The following is a 23641-nucleotide window of genomic DNA, read 5'->3' as shown; positions in this document are numbered from 1 at the left end:
AATACAACAAAGCTAACCGCCAAATTACTGCCTAACAAACTTTATTATTGTTTGAAACCTACATACGCAGTAGTCCATGATTCTACTTCAGATCATGGTTTCAATGTAAACACTTGTTTGTATGTACATTGTAAGAATTTACTTTAAATCTCGTAAACTTGAGGATGGCCAAACAATGGCCTAAAAACGGTACTGGAGACCGATAGAAGAGTAGTTTGATTGTTGCGAAAACAGCAAAATATTCGAGCGAACACGATTCTTTTCGACGCGAATGAGCACATCAGCATTTGTAGACGCTGAAATTGTCATTTGCATACGTAAAGTGTCCCGATCGATGCGTCGTCGCGCATTGTTATCCAATAAAGGACTGTAGCCATCCTGGTCGACAGCCTTTGAAGTTGCCACCGTTAGATCGGAACGCAAACGCGGATGAATTTGATATGCAGCCTGCAAAGCCCAGTCTCGGCGGCGCGTCTCTCCGCCTGCTCGGCTCCCCAATGGCTGATCTAAACCAGCGCGAGCTAATATAGAAAGCTGCAATGATCGATCAAGAAATCTTAAATCACATGCGGTCGCCGTCTGAGCCCAATTCACATTAGCATGTAAATTTAATAAACTCTGATAGCGACGCCACTCACTTTCCAAACCTCCACCAATTCGGCAGCTTTTCCAATGATGTTCCCATGTGCCGCCGACATGCGAGTTCATCAAGAGAGGCGTGCCACCAAGGCTAAAATATTCAGAAGTACCCGATAATGAACCAACGCCCCAAGCTGTTGAACGTCGCCAAGTCAAGTTCAAGGAAGCCTGCGCGCTTGAAAAAGCATGCTCACGCCGAAAGCTCTGATCCCTCAATAGAGTGGAAACTTCAAAAACGTCACGCCCCATGATATTTTGGTAACGCATTTCCGCGAAGCCATTAATAAAATTATCAGCTCGGGGCTTATAACTTGCATCCAATGGCAAGTCGATCGTTGTGGTACCAAAGGTAACAGGAATGATGGAAGCTAAAATGCCGCTGTTCGCATTTGAATCTCGGCCGACTGCGAACTCGACCGTACCTCGCCATTTTTTCTCACTAAAAGCAGCAAGATCCATTTGACGACGACTAGTAGTAATAATGTCGCGGATTTTCTGATTCGGCTGAAACTCTGATTCGACGTAGTCGAACATCGCTTTCGCACTAACAAACTGCTTCGCCTGCTTATATGCCAAGCCAAGATCAAGCCAGGCGCCTGCATTATTCGGATCAATCAGTACCGTATGTTCGAAGGCCTCGATCGCTTCAAGATATCGCGCCTTCTTTGCCAGCAACAAGCCAAGTAGGTAATGGTAGCCGGCATCATTGGCATATTCTGCCTTTCGCTGACTCAGGGTTTCGATCGCACCATCAGTATCGCCCGCCACAAATTGCTCATACGCGGATCCGAACTGCTTCAGCTGCAATAATAGTGGATCACTCGCAGAAGATTGAGCGAATGCCGAATTCACAGGCGCAAAAACGCACGCGCTAAGAATAAGAGCTAAGCCGAGGAGGGGACATCGCATTGGTGGGATGGCGCGTAACAAAATTACAAACGGCCAATTATAGCCAGCTCGCCAAGGTGAAACAAGAAAATAAATTTTCCAGAGGAATGTTTCAGTGGGTTAATTCATCTTTCTTTGGTGCGAACAAATCCACGAGTTGCTGGCGACCACGAATTTTCGCTCGCCCCATGTATTCCAATCGACTTTGATCGAGCTGAAGAGCGCAATTCGGTCCCACCAAAATACTGCGATCATAATTCAGCGACAAGCCCTCAATCCGGCTCGCTAGCACGACCGTCTCACCCAAGGCAGTATAGGTTCGACGATGACTCGAACCAAAATGGCCGACCAAGGTCGCACCGGTCTCGATGCCGATTCCGATCGTCACTGGCTCAACCCCTAGGGAATCACAAAATTCAGCCAAACCATCAATACGGCGCACCATCTCCAAGGCCGCTTCGAAAGCGTGCATGGCATGATTCGGATCTTCATCCGGCGCATTCCAAAAAGCCATCACAGCATCACCAATAAATTTATCAATCGTTCCACCATGGTTCACAACAGCATTTGCCATTTCGGTAAACACACGATGCATGATGGTGGCAACCAACTCTGGACTACACTTTTCAACCAAACCAGTGAAGCCGCGAATGTCAGCAAACAGCACCGTCATTTCGCGCTGCGAAGCATCAATCCCAATTTCTCCATCAACTGAAGCAACGGTTTGATCACTTAAATGACGCGCGACTTGCCGCGGTAAATAGGTCGACAGAACGTTCAAAATGCCCAGCTTTTGCTTGTTTGCTCTGTAGTATTCAGCAAGAACGCAGAAGAAAACTGCGAAAAATGGAAATAAGAAGAAAGGCACCACCGGCAATAGAAGATCGCCCCACAACATGCTAAGCATGACTACCAATACGCCAGCGAGAATGCTTCCTATCATCCAAACTGGATAGATGAAGGCAGCCGCGAAAGGTCTTTGTACGGTCTTCATTGCGCCGATCAGCAGTGCTGCAAAAGCGAGCAACACCACAAAAACCACCAATTTGGCAGCTTTGGGTTCATACAAAAAATTATTTTCGAAGAGAGCTGACAGCACTTCCGCATGAGGCTCTAAACCTGCTGCCTCGGACCGCACTGGTGTGGACACCACATCCCCCATACCAAGGGCGGTAGACCCCAGTAATACGATTGTCCCTCTTAAAATGTCAGCGTTGGCACGCCGCTTCAAAATATCAGTCGCGGAAACCATGGTCCAATCACGAAAATGATGACGATATGGCACAACGATCGCTCCATCACGCCTGAGTGGCACCTTCGCGAAAACGTCCCCTTCTCCGTCACTCAGTACTAGATGCGCAGGCGCACCGAACCAATTTGAATTAGCTTGCAGAGCAAAATTCGGCGACTGAAATAAGTTCGCATAAGCAACAATTTCCAACAAGGGACGACACTCACCTGATTTGCGGCTATCACAAATCACGGGTGGCAAATGACGAATGGTGCCATCACTATCGAAAATCGGAGTGATATGCCCGACCTGCTTAGGCATAATGTTCGGATGATTGGCTTTTGAAGGCGCTCCAAGAAAAGCTGGCACCTTACCCGGATTGGATACAAGCATAGATTTTGGCAAGCCAGATTCAATCGCTGGCAATCTACGCTCCAGCAAGTCATATACCACTGCCCCAGTCACTACCGGCTTTGCCATCTGCTTGGCGACACTGTTATCGTCAGCCCTCACCTCGGGAAAAACAATATCCAATGCAACCGACGCGACCTGATATTCATCCGTCAATATGCGCAAAAGTTCTGCGACTTTTTCACGCCGCCAAGGCCAAGCGCCTTGTTCGTTGAAGGTTTTTTCGTCAATGTCGACGATGATAAATCGACGCTCAATCGCGTCTTCGCCTCGACGGTCAAGCAACCAATGTTGGAAACGAATTGCCGTTCTGGTACGCCAATCACTTAAAGTGTGATCGACTGGAGCAACAAACTCTGGCATGAGCGTATCAGCAAAGAGCGATAACAATAATGCGAAAGCCAGAGCGAGAAATTGAATTTTTCGTTGACGCATGCGAATCTTTAGATAAAAAAAATCAGGATGAAATCCTGATTTTTTCTTTATAAAAAGAGTCCTAAAAACTAGGACTTCCTATTATTTAGTCCATCGAGTTGCCCCAACGAGCATACCGTTTGCAGTGTTTCGCTGGAAAAGATACCCAACTTGATCGGCATTTTTTGATAGAGATCCCGCCAAAATCGTGTCGGGCGAGGTCGTTTCTGCCATCAGAATACCTTGGAAGGAAATCTCACCATTTGCCCTAATTTCAGTCGGGGAGATACCTGTTGCCGTCATCGTCAAGGAAGTCTCAAACCGGCGATTTCCGAAATCAATCGTCAAACTAGGATCAGTGATCTTGCCGACTGTCATACTACGATCAGCCGCCATCAAATAGGATTCGGAATCTGCCAACTTAAACTTCGCAACGCCAGCCGAAGGTAAATCAACAATATCCCCCTTTTCACGCAACATACCGAACACCACATTTGACATCGTTACTTCACGATCCGGGCTCAAAACCGAATAAATACTTGGCGTCTCTGAAGAAGAATTTGCTTCCCAACGACCCCACCAGATTTTCGCTGGAATTACAACAACAGGATCTGGTTTTGCAGGTTCAACAGGCTTCGGCTCCGCAGGTTTCTGCGTCGCGAAAGTATTGATCTGATTTTTTACCGTAGTGACTGTTACAGCCTGACTCACTTCTTGGTTACTTGGACCTACAGCAGAAACCGTCTTTGCACCACGATCTACGCTCGGCTCCTCAGGGCGCGGTGGCGCAACTAAGTTCGGTGCACTCATCGATTTTTCAACGGGCACCAAGATAGGCGCATCTTTTCTGCTTCGTAATTCCAAATACGAATCACGCATCGCAGCAGTCAGGACACGAGCTGCAGCAGATTTACAAGGCCCATACGCTGAACTGGAGCATTCCTCATTCAGTGGGCTCATCACAATCGCACCACTTTGCACCACGACACGCGTCACGTCCGCTTCTGTAGATACGACAAAATCCGTGCCACGAATACCAATCGCGGCCAAGGGCGTATTCAAACGATAAATCTCTTTCGCTGCCTCACCCGCTTTACCGGTGATACTGCGCGCTGTGCCCTGTTCGAGCATGAATTTGATGCGGCTCTTTTTCGGCTCGTTGGCATCGTATTGGTACTCTTCGATACGGAAGCGAGAGCCTGGACGCACACTGACGAACGCACCGTCAACGAGCTTCAAATGAACGTGGCCATTGACGCCCGTCTCAATTGATTGCCCTGCCAAAACTTGGTCGCCCTTTTTGATCGCTTTCGCGACGCCATTTGCCTGCTTGGCGTTCGACTCACCAATCACAAACGACACCGTGCCTACCGATTCTTGGGCCAAGGCAGAGAGCGAAGAGGCCAGCAAAGCTGCCGCGATCGAAATCTTGAATTTAGAGAAAATCTGCCACATAACACTCAACACCCTGTAAAACGGCTAAAATTACTGAAGCCAAAACCTGTTAACACACTTTTGTTTACTGTACTCCTGATTTTACATTATTTCTGTTAGTCTGTTGTTTTTACGAGAGTTTCTTACAAATTTATTTGTACTAAAAGCTTTCGGCAAGGTCATAATTCTTGGCCAAAAAATTAAAAGCTTAATAATTTATACATGCCAATTGCGATTGAAGTTGCAGCCAGTATCCCGCTTTTCAAAGATTTTGATGAGGCCTCGCTTGCCAAAGTGGCGGGATTAATGTCGAGTCGGACTTACCTCAGCCATGACATTGTCATGCGCAAAGGGGAGCAAGCCGAGAACTTGGCATTTCTACTCAATGGCAAACTGCAGGTCGTTGATCTTAGTGAAGAAGGTAGAGAAATTGGCATTCACTTCATTCTACCGGGTGCCTACTTCGGAGAACTATCGGTCATTGACGGCCAACCGCGCTCAGCTTCGGTGGTTTCGGTCAAACTTTCCGAGGTTGCATTCCTGCCAAGCACTCACGCAAGAGAGTTGATTTTTCATCACCCTCTCGTTGCCAAACGCCTGATGACCCACTTTGCCCAGATCGTGCGAGCTGCATCCAGCCAACGAACCTTACTGAGCATCCCCAATGCGTTTCAACGCGTATTCGCCCAGCTGCAGACCTTCGTCAAGGATTCAAAAGAAGGGCAGGTGATTGAGGGACTGCCGAAGCAGCATGAAATCGCCATTATGGTGAACACAAGCCGCGAAACTGTGTCACGCGCGATTCATACGCTGATGAAATTGAACATTGTCGAAAAACAAGGCACGGTGCTCATCGTTAAACAACCCGAACGACTGAAACAAGCCGCGACGGTTGGCGTAGACGAGACTTCCCTCAAAAAATAGTCGATCAGAACGAGGTCGACATCAACTCTGTGCCGACCTTGCATGCTCAAGCGAGACGAGTTTGATCGATGATATTCAGCAATCGTTGTGATACACGCGGCCAAGCTCTTTCAGCAAACCAGTTCTGTGCTTGCACATCTTTCGTCGAAGTCCCAAGATCCGTCTCGAAGAACGCTTGCAAGGCCGCCAAAATCGCATGCTGATCCGTGCCCTGCATCACTTGCACTGCTTCCCGCACATCATCAAAAATTTTTAACGGCGACACCAAAACTGGCTTACCAGTTTCGATACCAACTCGCACTGCGGCACTCGAAGATTCTTGCGTACCTTGATACGGAAACACAATCACGTCTGCGTTCGCCAACAAGGCCAAACTCTCTTCTTCCGGTAGATAATCAGTGATGAATTTCACCTTATCCGCCAAACCAAAATCACTAATCAAGTCTGAACAACGTTCGAACTCATCCTGCGAAATATGATGAGGATACAAGGATGTCACCAGTAATAAGCGATAATCGTGCTGAGAATGATCCAGCGCCGCGAATGCTTGGATCAATTCGGCGACACCCTTATGTGGCAACAAGAAGCCGTACGACGCAATGGTACGTGTACCTTGAAATTGAGGATGCTTAACCACACTCAAATTCGGTGTTTCATTCACTCCGTGCGGGAAATACACGACATTATCGACGAGCCCCCACTCTCGCAATCGATTCACGTCCGCGATGCCATGCACAAAAATACCGTCCAATTGCGCGAGCAGGTCTTTGATACTAGCTAGGCTCACCATCGTGCCAAAAATATCTGCATCTGCTGTGGCATGCAAGAATAGATAAACACGCACTTGGCGATCTAACAGGCGACGACAGAAAGACGCCAAATTAGGCAACGAGGAAAAACCAAAATTATATTGAATCACCACAGCCTCGGCCTTGGCGTCACAAATGTGCTCGAAGGCCACCGAAAAATCCTCTGATTGTTCAGAATTCCAACAGCGAATTACATAAGCCTCATCGATACTGGTACGTTCAGGAATGTGGTTCGCCAAAACTAATAGACGATTTTGCGGAAAACTTTGCGTCAAATAATGCGAGTAATTAGCGATGCCGCAGCGCCCATTCCAAGTCGAAATCCACGCGATTTTTGAATCTCTACTCACACTCAGATCAGCTCGTACTCGCTCAATTGCAGCGATGTTTTTCTGCGCACAGCGATCCCAAGTGAATTCCGTTTCAATCAACTTTTTCGCGGCACTAACGCGTTCCTGCTTTTCAAGACTCGTAGCACGCGATAGATCCCACATCAGCTGCGCCAAATGATCTTGCTTAGGCTCAGCCCACAGAGAATGCGTCAAGCCCAAGTGCGTTTGCGCCCTCGCAAAATCAAAATCACATAACCACGCTGTGCTTTCATTACAAAAATCCGTTTGACCACCCCATGCGGTAGTGATCACCGGAAGTTCAAATAACATCGCTTCGGCCAAAGGTAGACCAAAACCTTCGCCCCGACTCGGCGCAACAAAAGCATCGCAAGCACGATATAAAGCAGAGATCTGTGCTTGCGGCCAATCTTCATTGATCACCAATACGCGCGGAAAATCCGGACGTCCTAGCCGCAATCGATCGAGATCGGCTTGCACATCTTGATGCGGATTCGGAAAGGTCTTAATGATGAGACACACATCATCATTCGACGAGAACGCTTGAGTGTATGCCGCCAATAAAACGTCAACGCCTTTACGCGGAAAACATGATGATATGTGCAGGAAATTGAAGCTGGCCAACTGTTCCTTTATCTGCTGCGGCAACGGAAGAACTTCACCTTGCTGAATATGATCAACACCTGCTCCCGTCACGGCAATCGGCACGCGCACGCCGTTATCACGCATCACCTTCGCGACAGTATTGGACAACACCGTAACCAAGTCCGCACGGCGATTAAATTCGTGCACAAACGCTGGTGGGAATCCCGTTTCTTCCCAACCATACGAATGCATGACCCGTAGACCCGCTGGCATATCATTCAACAAGGGTGGATAACAGAAACGCATTGCCACATCAGGATAATGACGCGTCGGGTTCGCTGATGCCGTTTGCTCGGACATTGCGTGCATATCTTCGTTTTGCTCCAAAAAAGCAGATGAAGGCGCAAAATCACCGTTGCCTTCATGGGAGCGCATTCGGACTTTGCGCCCTTGATGTGAGAGCGCCTTTCCTAGTTCACGATTCACAATCGCCAAACTATAGCTGGAATCATATGGCCCCTCAATTTGCCAGACTGATTCAGAACTCGTCGCATCATGCAATACTGCCACGTCATCCGCCTGCAAAGCATGACTGCGGTCGACGCCCACGCTTCGCAAATAGTCCGCCAAATTCCTTTTGATGTTAGACTTTTCAAAATCGAGCAAACGCTTTTCTTGGGCCTGCAAAATTATCCGCCGCGCACTATGCGTGAGCATCAAACTACGCACTGCAGCGGCAACATGATAGGCATCGACGCCAGCTTCCAACAAATAACCCGCGCCACCTAGCGTATCGCCAATGCTGCTGCTCTTACGCGCGACAACCGGAAGTCCAAAATGCATCGCCTCGATCAGCGGCATGCCAAATCCTTCGTGCTCACTCAAACAGACAAACACATCACACTGACGATACAAAGCGGCCAATTCCTCTTCACTGATCTTGCCAGTGAAAATGACGTTCTCTTTCAATCCTCGCTTTTCAACCTCTTCGACCAATCGGGCTTGATAGCTAGCGCTGGTGATATCCCCGGCAAGCACGAGACGAACGGTACTATCCGAAAAAGATTTTAGATGCGACACAGTCTCAATGAGTTCGAGCTGATTTTTGTTCTCACAAATACGGCCAACGAATAGGAGATTAAAACTATCGCTCAAGCCCCTCCATCGATTCAATACGCTAGCAGGTAAATCAAGCTTTGAAAAACGCTCAAAATCAACCAGCATCGGTATCGTTTGCACATTCCGATAGCCGTTCTGACGTAATTCATCAGAGTTCAGCTTAGAGTCCCCAATCGCCCCAATAAAGTGTGTCGACCATGCACGTAGCTGCTCCCTGCCTAACACGGCACATCTACCAATTTCGCTATCAGGAGGCAACCATTCGGGCGGTGTAATATTGTGGTACACCAAGAGCTTGGGATTCGGCAACGCGAATAACCATTCGGTATCGTCATATCCCAAACAATGATGCACCAACAGGAGAGCATTAGGATCCGCTACCATCGACTCACGCGGCTGCACGAGGCTCTGCAAAACTGGATCAATATGCGAGGCAAACAGCTGTGATTCAAAGCCCAATTCTTGCAACAACTTCTGCGTATAGAGCATGCCATTCGTGACACCACTGCCACTGCTGACGGCAAAACTAAATTGATGAACTGCGATAGGTTTCATGCGGTCTTACTTTCGAGCCACGAGCGCAAAATCTTGAGCGCCGAAGAAATAGCGATTGATGAGTCGATCGGCATCACTCGATCCTTGTGCCAAATGATCATCAGGGTAAGGATGCAAACGTACAATTTCCGCGCTGGCAAAACCACTCTGTTGAGCAATAAATTGCGCCACAGCTGGGACGATAGGATGTTGGTGGCTTGGATCAAAATAGAAATTGCAAGAGCCCACCAAAACATTTTCAGGATTAGGCGTTTCGAATATGATCAAGCCGCCTGGTTTTAAAGCACGATAAGCGGCCTCAAACAAGAGCAAGAGATCTGCAAAATTGAGGTGCTCAATAAGGTGGAATCCGGTCACTGCGCCTAGGCTATTTTCGTCTTGTGAAGACAAGAATTTTACGCCATCATCAACTCGCGCCGCCAAGCCCTTGCCTATACACACTTGTACTTTTTCGATGTTGAGATCAAGGCCAAGTGCGGAGATTTGGTGCTGTGCGAGCAACTCAATCCATTCACCGCGTCCACAACCGATATCAATAACGAGCGACTGCTTATCATAGTGAGCCGCATCAAAGTAGGGCAGATACACTTCGAGGCGCTGCTTGATTGCTTCACGCGTTCCTCTAAATTGATCTTCGAAATCACGGAAGAAGCGATCAACTAAAATTTGCCCATGCGCGTTGACCTGATGCGCTGCCGGTGACACCTCGACGCCTGCACCGCCAACTTGATCTGTGCCGCTTGATCTCGCGGCGAGGACTTCATGCAGATCCTTGCGCAATTTTGCATTTTCCTGCTCGGACACCTGCAATAAACGTGCGAACTGCTTCAACTTCAAATCCGCTTCAATTTGCTCCAAACGCATCAAGCGCGTTCCTGAATCAAGCAACTCTATTGTGCGCAATCGCTCTCTTATTTTGAGCGCCTCAAGGTCGGCTAGTCGTTGATCATGCAAGCTAAAATTACGTTCGATGATTTCAGTTTGCGTGCTCAAATGAAGTTGTATTTCATGGAGGACTTCATTCGTCCTATCATTCAATAAACGATTCAAGACTTCAACTTGCTCCCGCGTTTGTTGAATCTTTTGTTTGGCAGCATCCAACTGTTTTTGCTGCAACTCAATTTGAATTTGCATCAATGGTAGCCGCTTGATTGCGCCCAACACCGATGAGAAGTAACCTAAAAAGGGCAGCAAACGTAAGCGTTCAGAAACGCTCAAATTGGGCGCAGTAAAAGCTTCTCGCACACGTTGCCAACGACTGCGATAAATCGTCTGTTCTGGTGTACTGAGGTCCGGATGCCAAGGGTAAAATGGCTTCTCTGCTGGCGCTTGAAAGGCTCGGCGAATACTGGCCGAGTTCTCAATCGGATTTAGAATACGATCCACATTCGCCGCTTCATTCGCTTGCTTTTTCGCCCTGCCCAAATTGTTCAACACGCTCTGACTCGCGTCTCGCAATAATTTATCGCTTAGGTTTTGCTCAGTCATTTATCTCATCTCTTTTGTTTCAGCGTTCAGCAGGCTTAATTTTTCGACTTAACTCTTGGTTAAGCCAATCTCTTCAAGTTCGCCGGTGACACGACCATCACCTCTATCGAATAAGGAGAGTAAAGTATTTGCATCATCCTTGGAGCAATATGTCGTTCAACCACCCGGATTTCGCCTTGGGTCGTTTTATACCCCTCAGATTCGCTGAATAAACCAAGATTCGCAGTATAAAGGATGTCAGTGCTTAAGCTCACCTTGCCTGAGAAACTTTATCATTTGATTACAAACCTTATACAATGTAACAGTCCCGCTAGGGCACTCTCACTGTACAATACTGGCTTTTACAACTTACCTCGACAAGTCCATGGTAAGGTCTTAGTAAATTTGATTTAAGAGAGCATTGCCAGAGCCAATTCAAGCGCTAAGGGCACTCGTTCTGCACGAAAGGCATCATGTTACTTCAACCCGTCATTCTCTCTGGTGGCTCCGGCACTCGCTTATGGCCACTCTCACGCGAAAAACATCCTAAGCAACTCTTGTCATTATTTAATGGCGAAACGATGCTGCAGGCGACCGCTTCCCGCGTGCGTAGCTTTCACGGTGAAGTTGCCGTTAGCGACAAGCTTATCGTCGTCTGTAATGAGGAGTATCGCTTCATTACCGCAGAGCAATTGCAAACGGTTGGGTTTGAAAATTGTACGCTCTTGCTGGAACCCATCGGACGTAATACCGCACCCGCTGTGACCTTAGCAGCCATTGCAGCACTCGATAAGAACGAAGACAGCGTCCTCTTGATCATGCCGGCCGATCACAATATCGCCGATACCAAGAAATTTCATGAAGCAGTTGCCGCCGGACTGCCCCAAGCGATTCAGGGTGCAATGGTCACTTTCGGCATCGTGCCAAACCATCCAAACACGGGCTATGGTTACATTGAAATTGGTGAGACATTAGAAGGCAGCAGTGCAGTCCAATTAAGAAATTTCGTTGAAAAACCGAATGTTGAAGTGGCGCAGTCATATGTGGACAGCGGCAAGTACGTTTGGAATAGTGGCATCTTCATGATGCGCGCTAGCATTTGGTTGAAAGCGATTCGCCATTTCAATCCTGCGATGTTTATTGCCTGTGAAGCAGCTTACGCGAATGCCAATATTGACATCGATTTCGTTCGTATCAGCAAGCAGCACTTCAGTGCTTGCCCTTCTGACTCGATTGACTACGCGGTCATGGAAAAATTATCGACCACGCCAGAATTGCAGATCGGGGCCTGCGTGGTGCCGTTCGATGCTGGCTGGTCTGATGTAGGTGCATGGGACGCCGTCTGGGAAGTTTCCGAAAAAGATCAGCACGGCAATTCAAAACGTGGTGACATTCTGGCGGAAGATACACGCAATAGCCTATTGATCTCTGATAGCCGCTTAGTTGCCTGTTTAGGTTTAGACGATGTGATCGTGGTTGAAACACCTGACGCGGTGTTGGTCACCAATAAAGCCAATACCAGCAATATCAAACGGATTATCACGCGCTTGAAAGAGCAGAATTACGCCCAGACCGATAACCACCGCAAAGTCTATCGTCCATGGGGCCATTACGACTCTGTAGATCGCGGTGAGCACTTCCAAGTCAAACGCATTGTGGTGAAGCCTGGTGGTAGTCTCTCTATGCAAATGCATCAACATCGTGCTGAGCATTGGATCGTCGTTACTGGTACGGCGCGAGTCACACGCAACGACGAAGTCATGACACTCAAGGCAAATGAGTCGACCTACATACCGATCGGTGCGAAACACCGCTTGGAAAATCCGGGTGACACCGATCTCGAAGTCATCGAAGTGCAATCCGGCACCTACCTCGGTGAAGACGACATCGTGCGCTTCGGCGATATTTATGGCCGCCATGAGGAAAATGGTGAATCCTCTGCGGCGGATCCAAGCGATCAGCGCAAACTCGCTTAAACCTAATGGTGGATCAAGTTTGAAAGCTCTGTTTCTCTCATTGTGGCGTTTCCGTCATTTCATCTCCTCCTCGATCCAAGCGGAATTTCGAGGACGTTTTGCGCGCAGCAAACTCGGGGCGATGTGGATGATCCTCAATCCATTAGCGCAAGCGACCATTCTGGCGATCGTTCTGTCCGAGTTTCTCGGCGCTCGCTTACCCAACAGCACCAACAAATCCGACTATCCGATTTATTTGATGGCTGGCACCGCAGCATGGGGCTTATTTTCTGAGATTGTGAATCGCTGTACGACTGTCTTTATTGATTACGCCAATACCCTCAAGAAAATTGCCTTCCCTCGCTTGTGCTTGCCAGTCATTGTTGGTGGTAGTGCCCTCCTCAATCACCTCTTGTTACTTGTAGCGATGCTGGTTGTATTCGCATTTTTTGGACACTATCCACAATGGTCTTGGCTGGCGATTATTCCCGGAACCTTACTGATCATTCTTTTTGCCTTTGGGCTCGGCATCGTACTTGGCTTACTCAATGTGTTTTCCCGTGACGTCGGACAAGTGATGGGAATCATTATGCAATTATGGTTTTGGCTCACGCCTGTAGTGTACACCGCAGCTAGCCTACCGCCACAGTTTCGTTTCCTTGCCGATGCAAACCCTATGGCAGGTTTGGTCGCCATCTACCAAAATGCCTTATTACATGGCAGTTTCCCACAGTGGAGTTCTTTACATACCTCACTGGTCTGCGCAGTCGCCTTATTTGTTTTCTCGTTTTGGATTTTCCGTCGCGCTAGCGCCGACTTGGTGGATGCCTTATGAATCAATCGAGTCAATCGAGACAATCAAATACGCAAACTCGTACCATCCTTCAAGTTGATGGCGTTGGTAAATGCTATGCCAAGTTCGATTCGAGCATTTCTCGCTTACTGCATTGGACCGGCGTATCAAAGAAAACTAAGAGCGAATATTGGGCCAATAAAGACATCAGTTTTAGCGTCGCTAGTGGCGAAGCGGTAGCCATAATTGGGCAGAATGGTGCCGGCAAAAGTACGTTGCTCAAAATGATTACCGGCACGGTGCGACCTACCGTTGGTCACATTGCTGTAAGTGGCAGCGTGAGCGCCATGTTGGAATTGGGTTTAGGTTTTAATCCAGAATTCACAGGCCGGCAAAACGCTTACATGGCGGGGGGTTTGATGGGGTTGAGTCAAACTCAGCTCGAGCAACTCATGCCTGAAATCGAAGCCTTCGCAGAAATCGGTGATTTCTTTGAAATGCCATTACGTGTTTATTCAAGTGGCATGCAAGCGCGCCTTGCTTTCGCCGTGGCGACCGCGGTGCGACCCGATGTGCTGATTGTTGATGAGATCCTATCAGTTGGAGATAGCTATTTTCAACATCGCAGTTTTGATCGCATTAAAAAGTTCAAAGAACAAGGCACCTCTATCATCTTAGTGACGCATGGCATGAGTGATGTACGAGCGATTTGTGATCAAGTGATTTTGATCGACAAAGGTCGAGTGATTAAGCAAGGCCCACCGGACGAAGTGGTCGATTTCTATAACGCCATGATCGCCGCCAAAGAAAACGAAAAGCTCACGATCGAACAAAGCCGCGACAAGCAAGGTTGGCTAAAGACCCGTTCTGGTTCTGGCACAGCTGTCGTCAGTCGTTTAGTAATGCAAGACAGTGTCACGAAAAACGAAGTCGCGACAACTCAAGTGGGACAAGCACTCGAGCTCGTGTGTGAAGTGCAAATCAATGACGATATCCCAGAACTCGTATTGGGGATGATGATTCGCGACAAGCAAGGGGCGATCATCTGGGGCTCAAATACTTTCTACACGAACGCGATCCAACGCAATCTCAAAAAAGGCGATTGCTTGCGTTACGTTCTCCCACTTGAATGCCGTTTTGGCCCGGGTTCGTACTCCGTCACAACCGCACTCACTCGCGGTGAATCACACCTCGAACAAAACTTCGAATGGTCTGATAACTTACTTGTGTTTGATGTCATCAACACCGACAAGCCCGTGTTCATCGGCAGCCAATGGTTGCCACAGTCTTTCCAAGTACAAAAGACTTCACAAACCGACTAAATTGATGAGTCGAAACTCGTGACCTGATCACCGTCGATTCGGCCACCAAGAGATCAATCGAAATGACTAGCGCTGCAAAGATTGATAGAGCGCTTGATATTTCAGCGCCATACGATCGGCTGTGAAAAGTTCAAGATAACGATCGGCAGCGTTACGCCCCATCGTGTGCGCTAGCCCCGGATTGTCGAGTAAGGTTTGCATAGCATCACGGAATGCCTCGGGTTGATTTGGCGGCACCACTAAGCCCGTATACTGATGCAGATTTACATAGGAAGTTCCTGTTCCGATCTCACAGGAAATCATTGGTTTCCCAAACATCGCTGCTTCTAACAAGGTAATACCGAAAGCTTCAGATCGCAAATGCGAGGGGAAAGCTAGGGCAAAACACAGATTTAGCAAAGCGACTTTATCTGCTTCTGGAAGTGCGCCCAGAAAGTGTACGTTTTTCAATTGCAAACGCTGTGCTTGCGCCACCAATTCTTGTTCAACTGGGCCATCACCTAAAATCACCACCGGAATATCGGTACCCGCCACCGCATCAAGTAAGACATGCAAGCCTTTGTAGTAGCGCAGCATACCAACGAACAGGAAGAATGGCTGCGGAAAGCGAGTACGCCATTTTTCGAGATCATCTGCATTTGCTTGAGGATAAATCCCCCGCTCCAAGCCATAGGTGATGATCTCGGTTTTATCTTTAAACTTTTCCAAAGTAGGGCTGGTTGCCAGATAGTTTGGCGAGGTCGCGATAATCTTATCAACGCTATTTAAGAAAGCGTTCTGCAGAGGCTGATACAGCTTCAGTAAATGCTTCTGGCGCACGATATCAGAGTGATAGGTGACGACGCTGGGTTTCTTTACGCCGCACAAGAAATGCGCCATATCCATAAATGGCCATGGGAAATGATAATGAATGACGTCGGCTTGCTGGGCGAGCTCTTTGAAGCGAGACAGTGCTGCCAAAGAAAAGCCCGTCGAAGCGATCTCGAAGTTGAGCGGCGCGCGATGAATTGGACGGCCTTCGTACTCGATCTCTAGATTGTTGACATCACGCGTTAGCGTCAGAACCTCTGCATCCATGCCAAGGCGCGCAGACCCCGCCACCATTTGACGAATGACTTGTTCAACCCCGCCAAACGTGTCGGGGTAGTAAGTTCGGTAAAAGTGCAGAACCTTCATAGAACCAGCTCACTGACTCATTTGGTGGACATACTTGTAGGCTTCCACTGTGTTTGCTACACAGCTATCCCACGTCAATTGAGCGGCGCGTGTGCGCCCTTTTGCAATGGCTTCCAAACGCCATTGATGGTCTTCGAGGCCTTTGTGTATGGCCGCCGAGATCTGTTCAACATCGCCAGGCTCCACCAGTAAAGCAGCACCTCCAGCCACCTCTGGCATGGAAGAATTGTTTGATGTCACAACGGGAACGCCACTTGCCATTGCCTCCGCAATCGGCAAGCCAAAACCTTCGTACCACGAAGGATAAGTAAATAATCGACAGCCAGCATAAAGCGCTGGCATTTCATGCTGCTCGACAAAACCCAAATACTTCAGCCATGACTCATTTTGAGCGGCAACGATATCGGCATGGATATCGTCACTTTCCCAACCACGACCACCAGCTAAAACCAAAGGATATTGTCGACGCACATCAAGCGGCAATAATTTGTAAGCAGCAATCAAGTTTCGCAGGTTTTTACGGGGCTCGATGGTCGACACAAAGAATGAATAGGCGTTGTAACGCAAGCCAAACTTCTCGAGTACAGGACGCACTTCTTCTTCGCTACGCGGATGATAAATCTGATCAACACCAAGCAGTATCGTTCTAACTTTTTCTGCTTGCAATCCAAATTGCTCAATCACTTCGAGTCGAATCGCCTCAGAGTCAGTCAACACCAGTTGCGATCGTTCGATGGACTGCGGCAGAGATTCCAAGATGCGCTCTATCCTCGCCTTGGGATGCCACTGTGGAAAACGATACATGGATAGATCATGAACCGTCACCAAGCTCGGCAAACCTGAACTCGGCACAAAATAATTAGGGCCATGAAAAACGGCGTCACGTTGACTACGCAAACTCATGTTCGCCAGCAAGGGGGCGACTTTTCCGTAAGCGCGTGATAAAAAGCTCGATTGGCGCACTTGTCGACGTATGACATTAGGGATCTGCTCTATGCGTCGACGCATGCGCCCCTTGTAGTTGAGTTGTACCTCAACCGGTGCACTTTGAGTTGGAACTGGCAACGCGGGGCTTACTTGCGGCTCAATCTTGGGCAAGTTCACCCAACGTCCATGAGAAATAAAACGGACCGATTCAATTCCAGGATGGGACCGGCAGCGTGTCGCTAATTCCCATGCGTATCGACCTATCCCTGCTAAGGGTGGATGAATCGCTTCAACCGAAAGTACAAGCCTCACCCAGCGACCTCGAGAATCACATGCGATGCTTTTGCGTTTTGTTTCGCGGGTACTTTCAGCTTATTCGTTGCTGCTTCTCCGAGCATCCAGGCTAAAGTTTCGCGCAGTGGGATGTACGGCAATGGACCAATCGCATGATGTAACTTACGAGGATTACCGACCAATTTACGTACTTCATTGGCGCGTACAAATGCTGGATTTACTTTCACATCAATGCGATAACCCGCAATTTCCTCAGCCATCGCAATAATCTCGCGCAAGGTGTAGGACACGCCGGAACAAATATTGAAGGTCTCACCTTTCGGCGCGCGCAACAACAATTCGCGATATGCACGAACGACCATGCGAACATCTGAAAAATCACGAGCGACGTCAAGATTTCCCAGTTCGATTTCTGTTAAGCCACGTTTAAAATGGCTGACGATTTTGGGTAGCAAGAAGTTTTCAGCTTGCCCTAAACCTGTGTAATTGAATGGTCGCGTGATAAAGATGGGTAGCTTATCCATCCACAGGCGAGCCACATGTTCCATCGACAATTTGCTGACCGCATAATCATTGGCTGGCAGTGGCGGCTCGTCTTCCGCAATCACCTCGGAAGCTGAATTGCCATAGATATTGGCACTACTTGCCACTAACACAGATTGCGGACGATACTCGGAGTTGGCTAAGGCTTCGAGCAAATTGCGTGTGCCTAGAACATTAATGCGATAAATATCTTCCACATTGCCGTGAGCAACAAAGGAAATCGCAGCGAGATGTGCCACTACGTCAGGCTGAACTTCATCAACGACCGCTTGCAGTGCACTACGATCACACAAATCAACGTAGTGAATACCTTTACCAAGTGGTTCATTACCGAAAGCCGTGCCGAATACTTCATAGCCACATGCTTCTAATTCGCGCGCCAAGTACTCGCCAGTAAAACCGCGAAGACCAGTAATTAAAGCGCGCGGACGCGCATGTTTAGAATGAATGACCATGCGTATTTCGTTTCAAATCGGCTTCAACCATCATTTGACAAAGCTGCTCGAGAGTAGTCTTCGGCTCCCAGCCAAGTACATCCTTGGCCTTTTGTGGATTACCAATCAACAACTCAACTTCTGCAGGACGATAGAACTTTGGATTCACTTTCACCAAGACTTTACCAGACTCAGCACAACGTGCGATTTCATTCTCAGCTGAGCCTTCCCAGTTTAGACGAATATCTGCCGCCTTAAAGGCCATTGTTACAAAATCGCGTACGGTCTCAGTACGATTCGTTGCCAAAACAAAAGTATCCGGCTCAGCTGCTTGCAACATACGCCACATACCTTCTACATATTCCTTAGCAAAACCCCAATCACGTTTCGCATCCATATTGCCAAGCTCGAGGCAATCTAGCTTGCCGAGCTTAATTTTGGCCACTGAATCAGTAATTTTGCGTGTTACAAACTCACGACCACGGAGTGGCGATTCGTGATTAAAAAGAATACCACTGCAGGCAAAGATGCCATACGATTCACGATAGTTGATCGTCATCCAATGCGCGTAAAGCTTTGCCACACCATATGGGCTACGCGGATAAAACGGGGTTGATTCGACTTGAGGAACGGCCTGCACTTTACCAAACATCTCCGATGTCGACGCTTGATAGAAACGAATCTTAGGATTGACCACACGAATCGCTTCCAACAGATTCAATGCACCTATGCCGGTGATTTCAGTCGTGGTGACTGGCTGTTCAAAAGAGACGCCAACGAAACTCTGAGCCGCCAAGTTATACACCTCATCCACTTCGGTCGACTTGATGAGACGTACGCTCGAGGACAAATCGGTCAAATCGTACTCTACCAAATGCAACTTAGGATGATTTTGAATTCCCAATTCCTCAATACGCCAAAAGTTCACAGAACTAGTGCGACGGTAAGTACCGTAGACGGTATAGCCCTTCTCCAATAGAAGTTCTGCTAAATAGGCGCCATCTTGGCCAGTAATTCCTGTAACTAGTGCTTTCTTATTCATGCAAACGTTTTCGCCAAAGCGAACCATAAATTTTTATTAACGCGACCGTAAAGTGAAATGGTTTCACGATACAACTTCAAATTCTGTGACTAAGGTCACATTTTAACAGTATACCTGCTCTTACTTTTGCAGATAGTAAATTTTTGTCATCTTTTTGTAAGCAAGTGCTTCAAAACAATACCACTGGTAGCGTTTAGATCGCCCCGTATTTCTGACGATACGCACCCACTGCATCTTTGTATTGCGCTAAGGCTGCGTCGGCATTGGCACTCGACAAACACTCAAATAAGTCGTTCAGATTAGCAATTGCAATGACTGGGATACCGTACAGGCGGCTCACTTCCTGTACCGCTGAATGAGGTGACAAAGCGTCGTCGGCGCCAGCCCGTTCCATTCTATCCAAAGCGATCAAAACCGCAGCAGGCATAGCGCCCGCAGCACGAATCAATTCAACCGACTCACGCACCGAAGTTCCCGCGGAAATCACATCGTCCACAATCACAATCTTACCTTGCAATTTAGCGCCAACGATGGTGCCGCCTTCGCCGTGATCTTTCGCCTCTTTACGATTGTAGGCAAACGGCACATTGCGCCCCTTCGCTGCCAGAGCCACCGCTGTGGCCGAGGCTAAGGTAATCCCTTTATAGGCAGGACCGAAAAGCATATCAAACTCGACTCCAGAATCGAGCAGCGTTTGCGCATAGTAATTGGCGATCTTGCCGAGATTGGCGCCGTCATTGAACAGACCCGCATTAAAAAAGTACGGCGATTTACGTCCCGCCTTGGTCATAAATTCACCGAATCGTATGACTTGCACATCGACAGCAAATTGAATGAATTCTTGTTTGAGATTGGTATTCATGAGTTCACACTCCAACAGCAAAAAAAAGTTCGAAAATTTAAAATGAAGATTCGTTCAATACAGAAAGAATCGTCTGCAAAATCTGCGCCACATCATCTTCGGTCTCGGGTAACTTCACACCCTGATAGATGGCGCCCTGCACTTGGGCCAATAGCTCCAGCTCATGCGCCCATTGAATCGACTCAGAAGAGTCAGCAACAAAGTTCAGGATCATATCGACTGGACCCACCTGAACGGGTTCTAGATCAAATGTCGGTGCGACTGCTAGTTGGAGATCCAAGTAATCAGCAAGATCCTGAGCAGCAATACGAATGTCCGTTGTCAGCTCGGCCTTCATCGGCAAAAGCATGACATCTTTTGGCAATCGTTCCAGCAACTGCAAAATGAAATCTTTGATGCGCGCGTTTTGTTGTTGATGCTCTTGCCCATGATGTTGAGCGAGCTCATTCATCGACAATAAAAGACGGCGACGACGTGAACTAATTCGATTTTGTTCCAAGGCATTAGCAACACCCATCACATCGTGCTCTGTTCTCGGATGTTCAAGGCACGCAATGTTTCGCATTGTCGATCGCAAAGCAGCGCCCGCGCCATTCAGATAAAAATCTTCAACTGCGTCTCTGTAGCGCAAACCAATTTCGCTTGGGGCATGATGCTGCTCAATGTACTGCTGCGCCGCCACCGAGTATTGCTCTCTCAATTCGACACTTTCCCATAAGCGCTGCAGTTGATCACTCAGATCTGCTACTGCAAACTGTTCCTCGATGCGAATCAAAGGACCATCAGGTAATTCGGCCATGGCACCATTCTTGTTGATGATGGTGGGAATTCCATAAGCTAAACAGTCAAAGACCGTGCCAGACGTTTCGCCGCGCGACAAACTACGCAATTGCACGGCAACATTAGCGGCGCTGAGGTAGCGTCGGAATAAATCGAGATCAGCGAAGCCGGTAATGGTGACACGGTCCTGCAGTCCAGCCCGCTCTATGGTCTCGAGCATCTTCTCGCCATAAGCACCGTCATCATGCTTACCAACGAAGATCAACTTGCATCGGGTATCTTGAGACAAAGGTGACGCCAACCAGGCATCGAGTAAATCTTGATTCAGCTTAGTCGGGCCAAGAATACCAAACGAACACACCAAGAAATCATCTTCTGATACACCCAATTCAGCTCGCGCTTTGGTGCGATCAATCTGCTGCGGCATCACGCGTAAAAACGGGACATGCTTCCATTCTTTAGTGACAGCAGGGCCGTACCATGCACGTCCCAATGCCTTAGAAAATTCCGAATGGACCACAATACCAAGCGCTCGTTCCAACACTTCATGATTACTTGGAAATTCCCAAATGGCTTGACTTAAGTCGGACACAGTCGCCTTCTTCAAGGTCGCTGCGAAACCATGCGAGTAAAACAGAGCTTGGTCCCAAATACCAGGGCGTTTCGCGGTGAAATCGAGATGAGCGAGTAAACCACTATGATAAAAATCATGGAGCACGACGACGCCCGGATGAAGACGCATGAGATCCAACATGAACTCATGGAACATCGAATTCCCAAAATGGTAAAGAACACGATCAAATTGATCGGCATGTTCGACAAACCATGCTGGACTGCGTAAAGGGAAATTGGCCGCGAGCCAAGGATCGGAAGCCCCACTCTGCTTACTCTGCTCACTCTGTTCTGTAATGATGTGGATGTCGTAGTGCGCGGCCAACTCAGGTAAAAGCTCCGCACTGTAATCCGCGATACCCGATTGCGCTGGTGGGATCGGTGATACATACGCCATCCGCGGTCGCGCTTGATTGACCACATCCACGCGCTGCGACTGATGTTGCTCAAGACAAGCTTGAAGTGCATTCAAGGCTGTGCGAGCCGATGCATCCCAAGAAAATTTCTTCGCCTGGACCAGTCCAGATTTCACCAATTGCTCACGGAATGTAGCGTCCTCGAGTGCCTGCTGCATCTTGGCTCGCATCGCATAGATATCGCGAGGATCAAACATCGCTTCTGACCATTCTACGACCTCGGGCAAACTACTCGTATTGGCTGCAATGACTGGCGCACCACAACTCATTGCTTCCAAGGCGGGCAATCCGAAACCTTCGTGCCAAGAGGGGAACACAAACAATTTGCAAGCATGATAAAGCTTGGGCAAATCCTGATCGGGCACAAAACCAGTGAGAACCAACTCATCCGATGCCAAGCCCAGCGTAGCGGCAAGTGCAGTCAATCGCTCACGATCTCTCTCATGCACGCTACAAACAATGGCTAACTGGTGCGCCTTCCTTTGTTCGCTAGGCAGTTGCGCATACGCGGCTATCAGACCTTCAATGTTTTTACGCAGATCGATGCCACCGGTGTACATCACAAACTCACGATGCAAACCATATTTGTGACGTATCTCAGCAAACTCACTCGTCTCATCGGTATTGAGCTGGAAGCGTTGATCCACCGCGGAAGAGATATTCACGACGCGATCTGCGGGACTAAATAAATACTTGATTCCCTCCTGGCGTGACGACTCTGAAATTGCCAATAACAAATCAGCGCGTTTTAGGCTTTGCGCCTTCCGATAATACCAAGCGCGTACTTGTTGATTTTCAAGATAGGTCTTGGCGTTAATCAGCGGAATCAAATCATACAAAGTGACCGCCACTGGAATACGCCCTGCGTTCATGGCTGGTACGCTCACAACTGCATCATCGCTGAGACCTTCAAACAGGCTACTAATGTGAACGATGTCTGGACCGATTTCTCGAATCGCTTGCTCACGAATCAGTTCATTGGCGCGCAAACGCCATGTGTTGGCAGAATCCAATTCGTTGCAAGGCAAAACGCCCTGCCATACATGGATATTTTGCGGAAGGATCTGCCCCGCAAAAATCTGGCGAATCTCCCGTACGGCTTCGGTAAAACTCGCATTCAACAAAAGATGAATATCATGCTGCGCACCTTGACGCACCATTGCTTTCGCCAACTCAATCGAATATCGACCGATGCCACGGGTGCGGCTACTACTTGATTGACATGCCTGTAGATCAATTAATAAACGCATGTCATGCCTTCTTATTGATCATGTGAAGTAATTCCAAATGCAAAGCGCGAGCATTCGCGCTCAGGGTCGGTTGCACAATCACTTCCACCTCTGGTTCGGCAACCTCCTTCAAAGCCAATTCAGCCGCGACTTGTTGTGCGATACGATCTTGAAATCGTTGTATGCGTTGTGGCAAACCCGGAATCAAAGATGCGAGCTTCTCGATAAACTGCAAGAGACGAGGGCGCCTTATGACATACAAACCAAGGTGATGGATGTAGAGGCGCGGCGAAAGTGGTCGGACAATATAACGGCGGACCGCCGCCGACAAATGGCGTAAAGGGGCTGTCAATTTCCAAGAAAGACTGCCATAAACCGCATCGAGCTCTTCGCGCAGTTGCTTTTCGTTCATTTTATTTGGGAATTTGAT

At 48.3% G+C, this 23641-nt stretch carries 16 protein-coding genes; 4 read left to right on the top strand and 12 right to left on the bottom strand.

Annotated elements, in window-relative coordinates; genetic code table 11:
• Nucleotides 1-180: 180 nt before the first annotated feature.
• The 3 genes from RF679_RS02070 to RF679_RS02060 all read right to left on the bottom strand — a co-directional run bounded on the left by RF679_RS02070 (nt 181) and on the right by RF679_RS02060 (nt 5038).
• Nucleotides 181-1491, bottom strand: a complete 1311-nt coding sequence (locus RF679_RS02070) for a tetratricopeptide repeat protein (RefSeq protein ID WP_309482570.1) — start codon at nt 1489-1491, stop codon at nt 181-183.
• A 148-nt stretch (nt 1492-1639) separates the two neighbouring features.
• Nucleotides 1640-3604, bottom strand: coding sequence for an adenylate/guanylate cyclase domain-containing protein (locus RF679_RS02065; RefSeq protein WP_309482569.1), 1965 nt, complete (start codon nt 3602-3604; stop codon nt 1640-1642).
• 81 nt (nt 3605-3685) lie between these two features.
• Nucleotides 3686-5038: a FecR family protein gene (locus RF679_RS02060; RefSeq protein WP_309482568.1), complete on the bottom strand. Its 1353-nt coding sequence runs from the start codon at nt 5036-5038 to the stop codon at nt 3686-3688.
• Between the two features lie 201 nt (nt 5039-5239).
• Between RF679_RS02060 and RF679_RS02055 the strand changes: the two genes are divergently transcribed.
• Entirely contained in the window at nt 5240-5941 is a 702-nt protein-coding gene (locus RF679_RS02055) for a Crp/Fnr family transcriptional regulator (protein ID WP_309482567.1), read from the top strand.
• Nucleotides 5942-5987: 46 nt separating this feature from the next.
• Here the strand turns inward: RF679_RS02055 and RF679_RS02050 are convergent, their stop codons facing one another.
• Together RF679_RS02050 and RF679_RS02045 are read right to left on the bottom strand one after the other, a co-directional pair.
• Nucleotides 5988-9359: a glycosyltransferase gene (locus tag RF679_RS02050; RefSeq protein ID WP_309482566.1), complete on the bottom strand. Its 3372-nt coding sequence runs from the start codon at nt 9357-9359 to the stop codon at nt 5988-5990.
• 6 nt (nt 9360-9365) lie between these two features.
• The gene (locus RF679_RS02045) at nt 9366-10847 is read right to left on the bottom strand and encodes a class I SAM-dependent methyltransferase (RefSeq protein ID WP_309482565.1); all 1482 of its coding nucleotides are present in this window, start codon (nt 10845-10847) and stop codon (nt 9366-9368) included.
• 452 nt (nt 10848-11299) lie between these two features.
• On the opposite strand from RF679_RS02045, the gene RF679_RS02040 reads away from it, so the two are divergent.
• Genes RF679_RS02040 through RF679_RS02030 form a run of 3 tightly spaced genes read left to right on the top strand, consistent with a single transcriptional unit; the run spans nt 11300 to nt 14896 of the window.
• Nucleotides 11300-12802 (top strand): mannose-1-phosphate guanylyltransferase/mannose-6-phosphate isomerase, encoded by a 1503-nt coding sequence (locus RF679_RS02040; protein WP_309482564.1) that lies wholly within the window; start codon nt 11300-11302, stop codon nt 12800-12802.
• Between the two features lie 19 nt (nt 12803-12821).
• Nucleotides 12822-13616 carry an ABC transporter permease gene (locus RF679_RS02035; protein WP_309482563.1) on the top strand — a complete coding sequence of 265 codons (795 nt, stop codon included), beginning with the start codon at nt 12822-12824 and terminating at the stop codon, nt 13614-13616.
• Complete coding sequence (locus RF679_RS02030; RefSeq protein WP_309482562.1) at nt 13613-14896, top strand: ABC transporter ATP-binding protein; 1284 nt, start codon at nt 13613-13615, stop codon at nt 14894-14896. Before RF679_RS02035 ends, RF679_RS02030 begins: the two co-directional genes overlap by 4 nt.
• Before the next feature lie 66 nt (nt 14897-14962).
• Here the strand turns inward: RF679_RS02030 and RF679_RS02025 are convergent, their stop codons facing one another.
• The 7 genes from RF679_RS02025 to RF679_RS01995 form a co-directional block, all read right to left on the bottom strand.
• Complete coding sequence (locus RF679_RS02025; RefSeq protein WP_309482561.1) at nt 14963-16072, bottom strand: glycosyltransferase family 4 protein; 1110 nt, start codon at nt 16070-16072, stop codon at nt 14963-14965.
• A 9-nt stretch (nt 16073-16081) separates the two neighbouring features.
• On the bottom strand, nt 16082-17311 hold the full coding sequence (locus RF679_RS02020; RefSeq protein WP_309482560.1) for a glycosyltransferase family 4 protein: 1230 nt from the start codon (nt 17309-17311) through the stop codon (nt 16082-16084).
• Entirely contained in the window at nt 17308-18291 is a 984-nt protein-coding gene (locus RF679_RS02015) for a GDP-mannose 4,6-dehydratase (RefSeq protein WP_309482559.1), read from the bottom strand. Before RF679_RS02015 ends, RF679_RS02020 begins: the two co-directional genes overlap by 4 nt.
• On the bottom strand, nt 18275-19312 hold the full coding sequence (gene gmd / locus RF679_RS02010; protein ID WP_309482558.1) for a GDP-mannose 4,6-dehydratase: 1038 nt from the start codon (nt 19310-19312) through the stop codon (nt 18275-18277). Before gmd ends, RF679_RS02015 begins: the two co-directional genes overlap by 17 nt.
• 193 nt (nt 19313-19505) lie before the next feature.
• The gene (pyrE, locus tag RF679_RS02005) at nt 19506-20174 is read right to left on the bottom strand and encodes an orotate phosphoribosyltransferase (RefSeq protein ID WP_309482557.1); all 669 of its coding nucleotides are present in this window, start codon (nt 20172-20174) and stop codon (nt 19506-19508) included.
• A 37-nt stretch (nt 20175-20211) separates the two neighbouring features.
• Complete coding sequence (locus RF679_RS02000) at nt 20212-23232, bottom strand: glycosyltransferase (protein ID WP_309482556.1); 3021 nt, start codon at nt 23230-23232, stop codon at nt 20212-20214.
• A gap of 1 nt (nt 23233) precedes the next feature.
• Nucleotides 23234-23623: a hypothetical protein gene (locus RF679_RS01995; RefSeq protein ID WP_309482555.1), complete on the bottom strand. Its 390-nt coding sequence runs from the start codon at nt 23621-23623 to the stop codon at nt 23234-23236.
• Between the last annotated feature and the right edge of the window lie 18 nt (nt 23624-23641).

Source organism: Undibacterium cyanobacteriorum (genome assembly GCF_031326225.1).
Classification (GTDB): Bacteria; Pseudomonadota; Gammaproteobacteria; order Burkholderiales; family Burkholderiaceae_D; genus Undibacterium; species Undibacterium cyanobacteriorum.
This window is presented reverse-complemented; position numbering and strand designations above follow the sequence as displayed.

What these genes read in the sequence shown, in the direction of transcription:
- RF679_RS02025 (WP_309482561.1), bottom strand. Translation starts at nt 16,072, where the DNA reads ATGAAGGTTCTGCACTTTTACCGAACTTACTACCCCGACACGTTTGGC.
- pyrE (WP_309482557.1), bottom strand. Translation starts at nt 20,174, where the DNA reads ATGAATACCAATCTCAAACAAGAATTCATTCAATTTGCTGTCGATGTG.
- RF679_RS02065 (WP_309482569.1), bottom strand. Translation starts at nt 3,604, where the DNA reads ATGCGTCAACGAAAAATTCAATTTCTCGCTCTGGCTTTCGCATTATTG.
- gmd (WP_309482558.1), bottom strand. Translation starts at nt 19,312, where the DNA reads ATGAATAAGAAAGCACTAGTTACAGGAATTACTGGCCAAGATGGCGCC.
- RF679_RS02055 (WP_309482567.1), top strand. Translation starts at nt 5,240, where the DNA reads ATGCCAATTGCGATTGAAGTTGCAGCCAGTATCCCGCTTTTCAAAGAT.
- RF679_RS02030 (WP_309482562.1), top strand. Translation starts at nt 13,613, where the DNA reads ATGAATCAATCGAGTCAATCGAGACAATCAAATACGCAAACTCGTACC.
- RF679_RS02015 (WP_309482559.1), bottom strand. Translation starts at nt 18,291, where the DNA reads ATGGTCATTCATTCTAAACATGCGCGTCCGCGCGCTTTAATTACTGGT.
- RF679_RS01995 (WP_309482555.1), bottom strand. Translation starts at nt 23,623, where the DNA reads ATGAACGAAAAGCAACTGCGCGAAGAGCTCGATGCGGTTTATGGCAGT.
- RF679_RS02060 (WP_309482568.1), bottom strand. Translation starts at nt 5,038, where the DNA reads ATGTGGCAGATTTTCTCTAAATTCAAGATTTCGATCGCGGCAGCTTTG.
- RF679_RS02040 (WP_309482564.1), top strand. Translation starts at nt 11,300, where the DNA reads ATGTTACTTCAACCCGTCATTCTCTCTGGTGGCTCCGGCACTCGCTTA.
- RF679_RS02045 (WP_309482565.1), bottom strand. Translation starts at nt 10,847, where the DNA reads ATGACTGAGCAAAACCTAAGCGATAAATTATTGCGAGACGCGAGTCAG.
- RF679_RS02000 (WP_309482556.1), bottom strand. Translation starts at nt 23,232, where the DNA reads ATGCGTTTATTAATTGATCTACAGGCATGTCAATCAAGTAGTAGCCGC.
- RF679_RS02050 (WP_309482566.1), bottom strand. Translation starts at nt 9,359, where the DNA reads ATGAAACCTATCGCAGTTCATCAATTTAGTTTTGCCGTCAGCAGTGGC.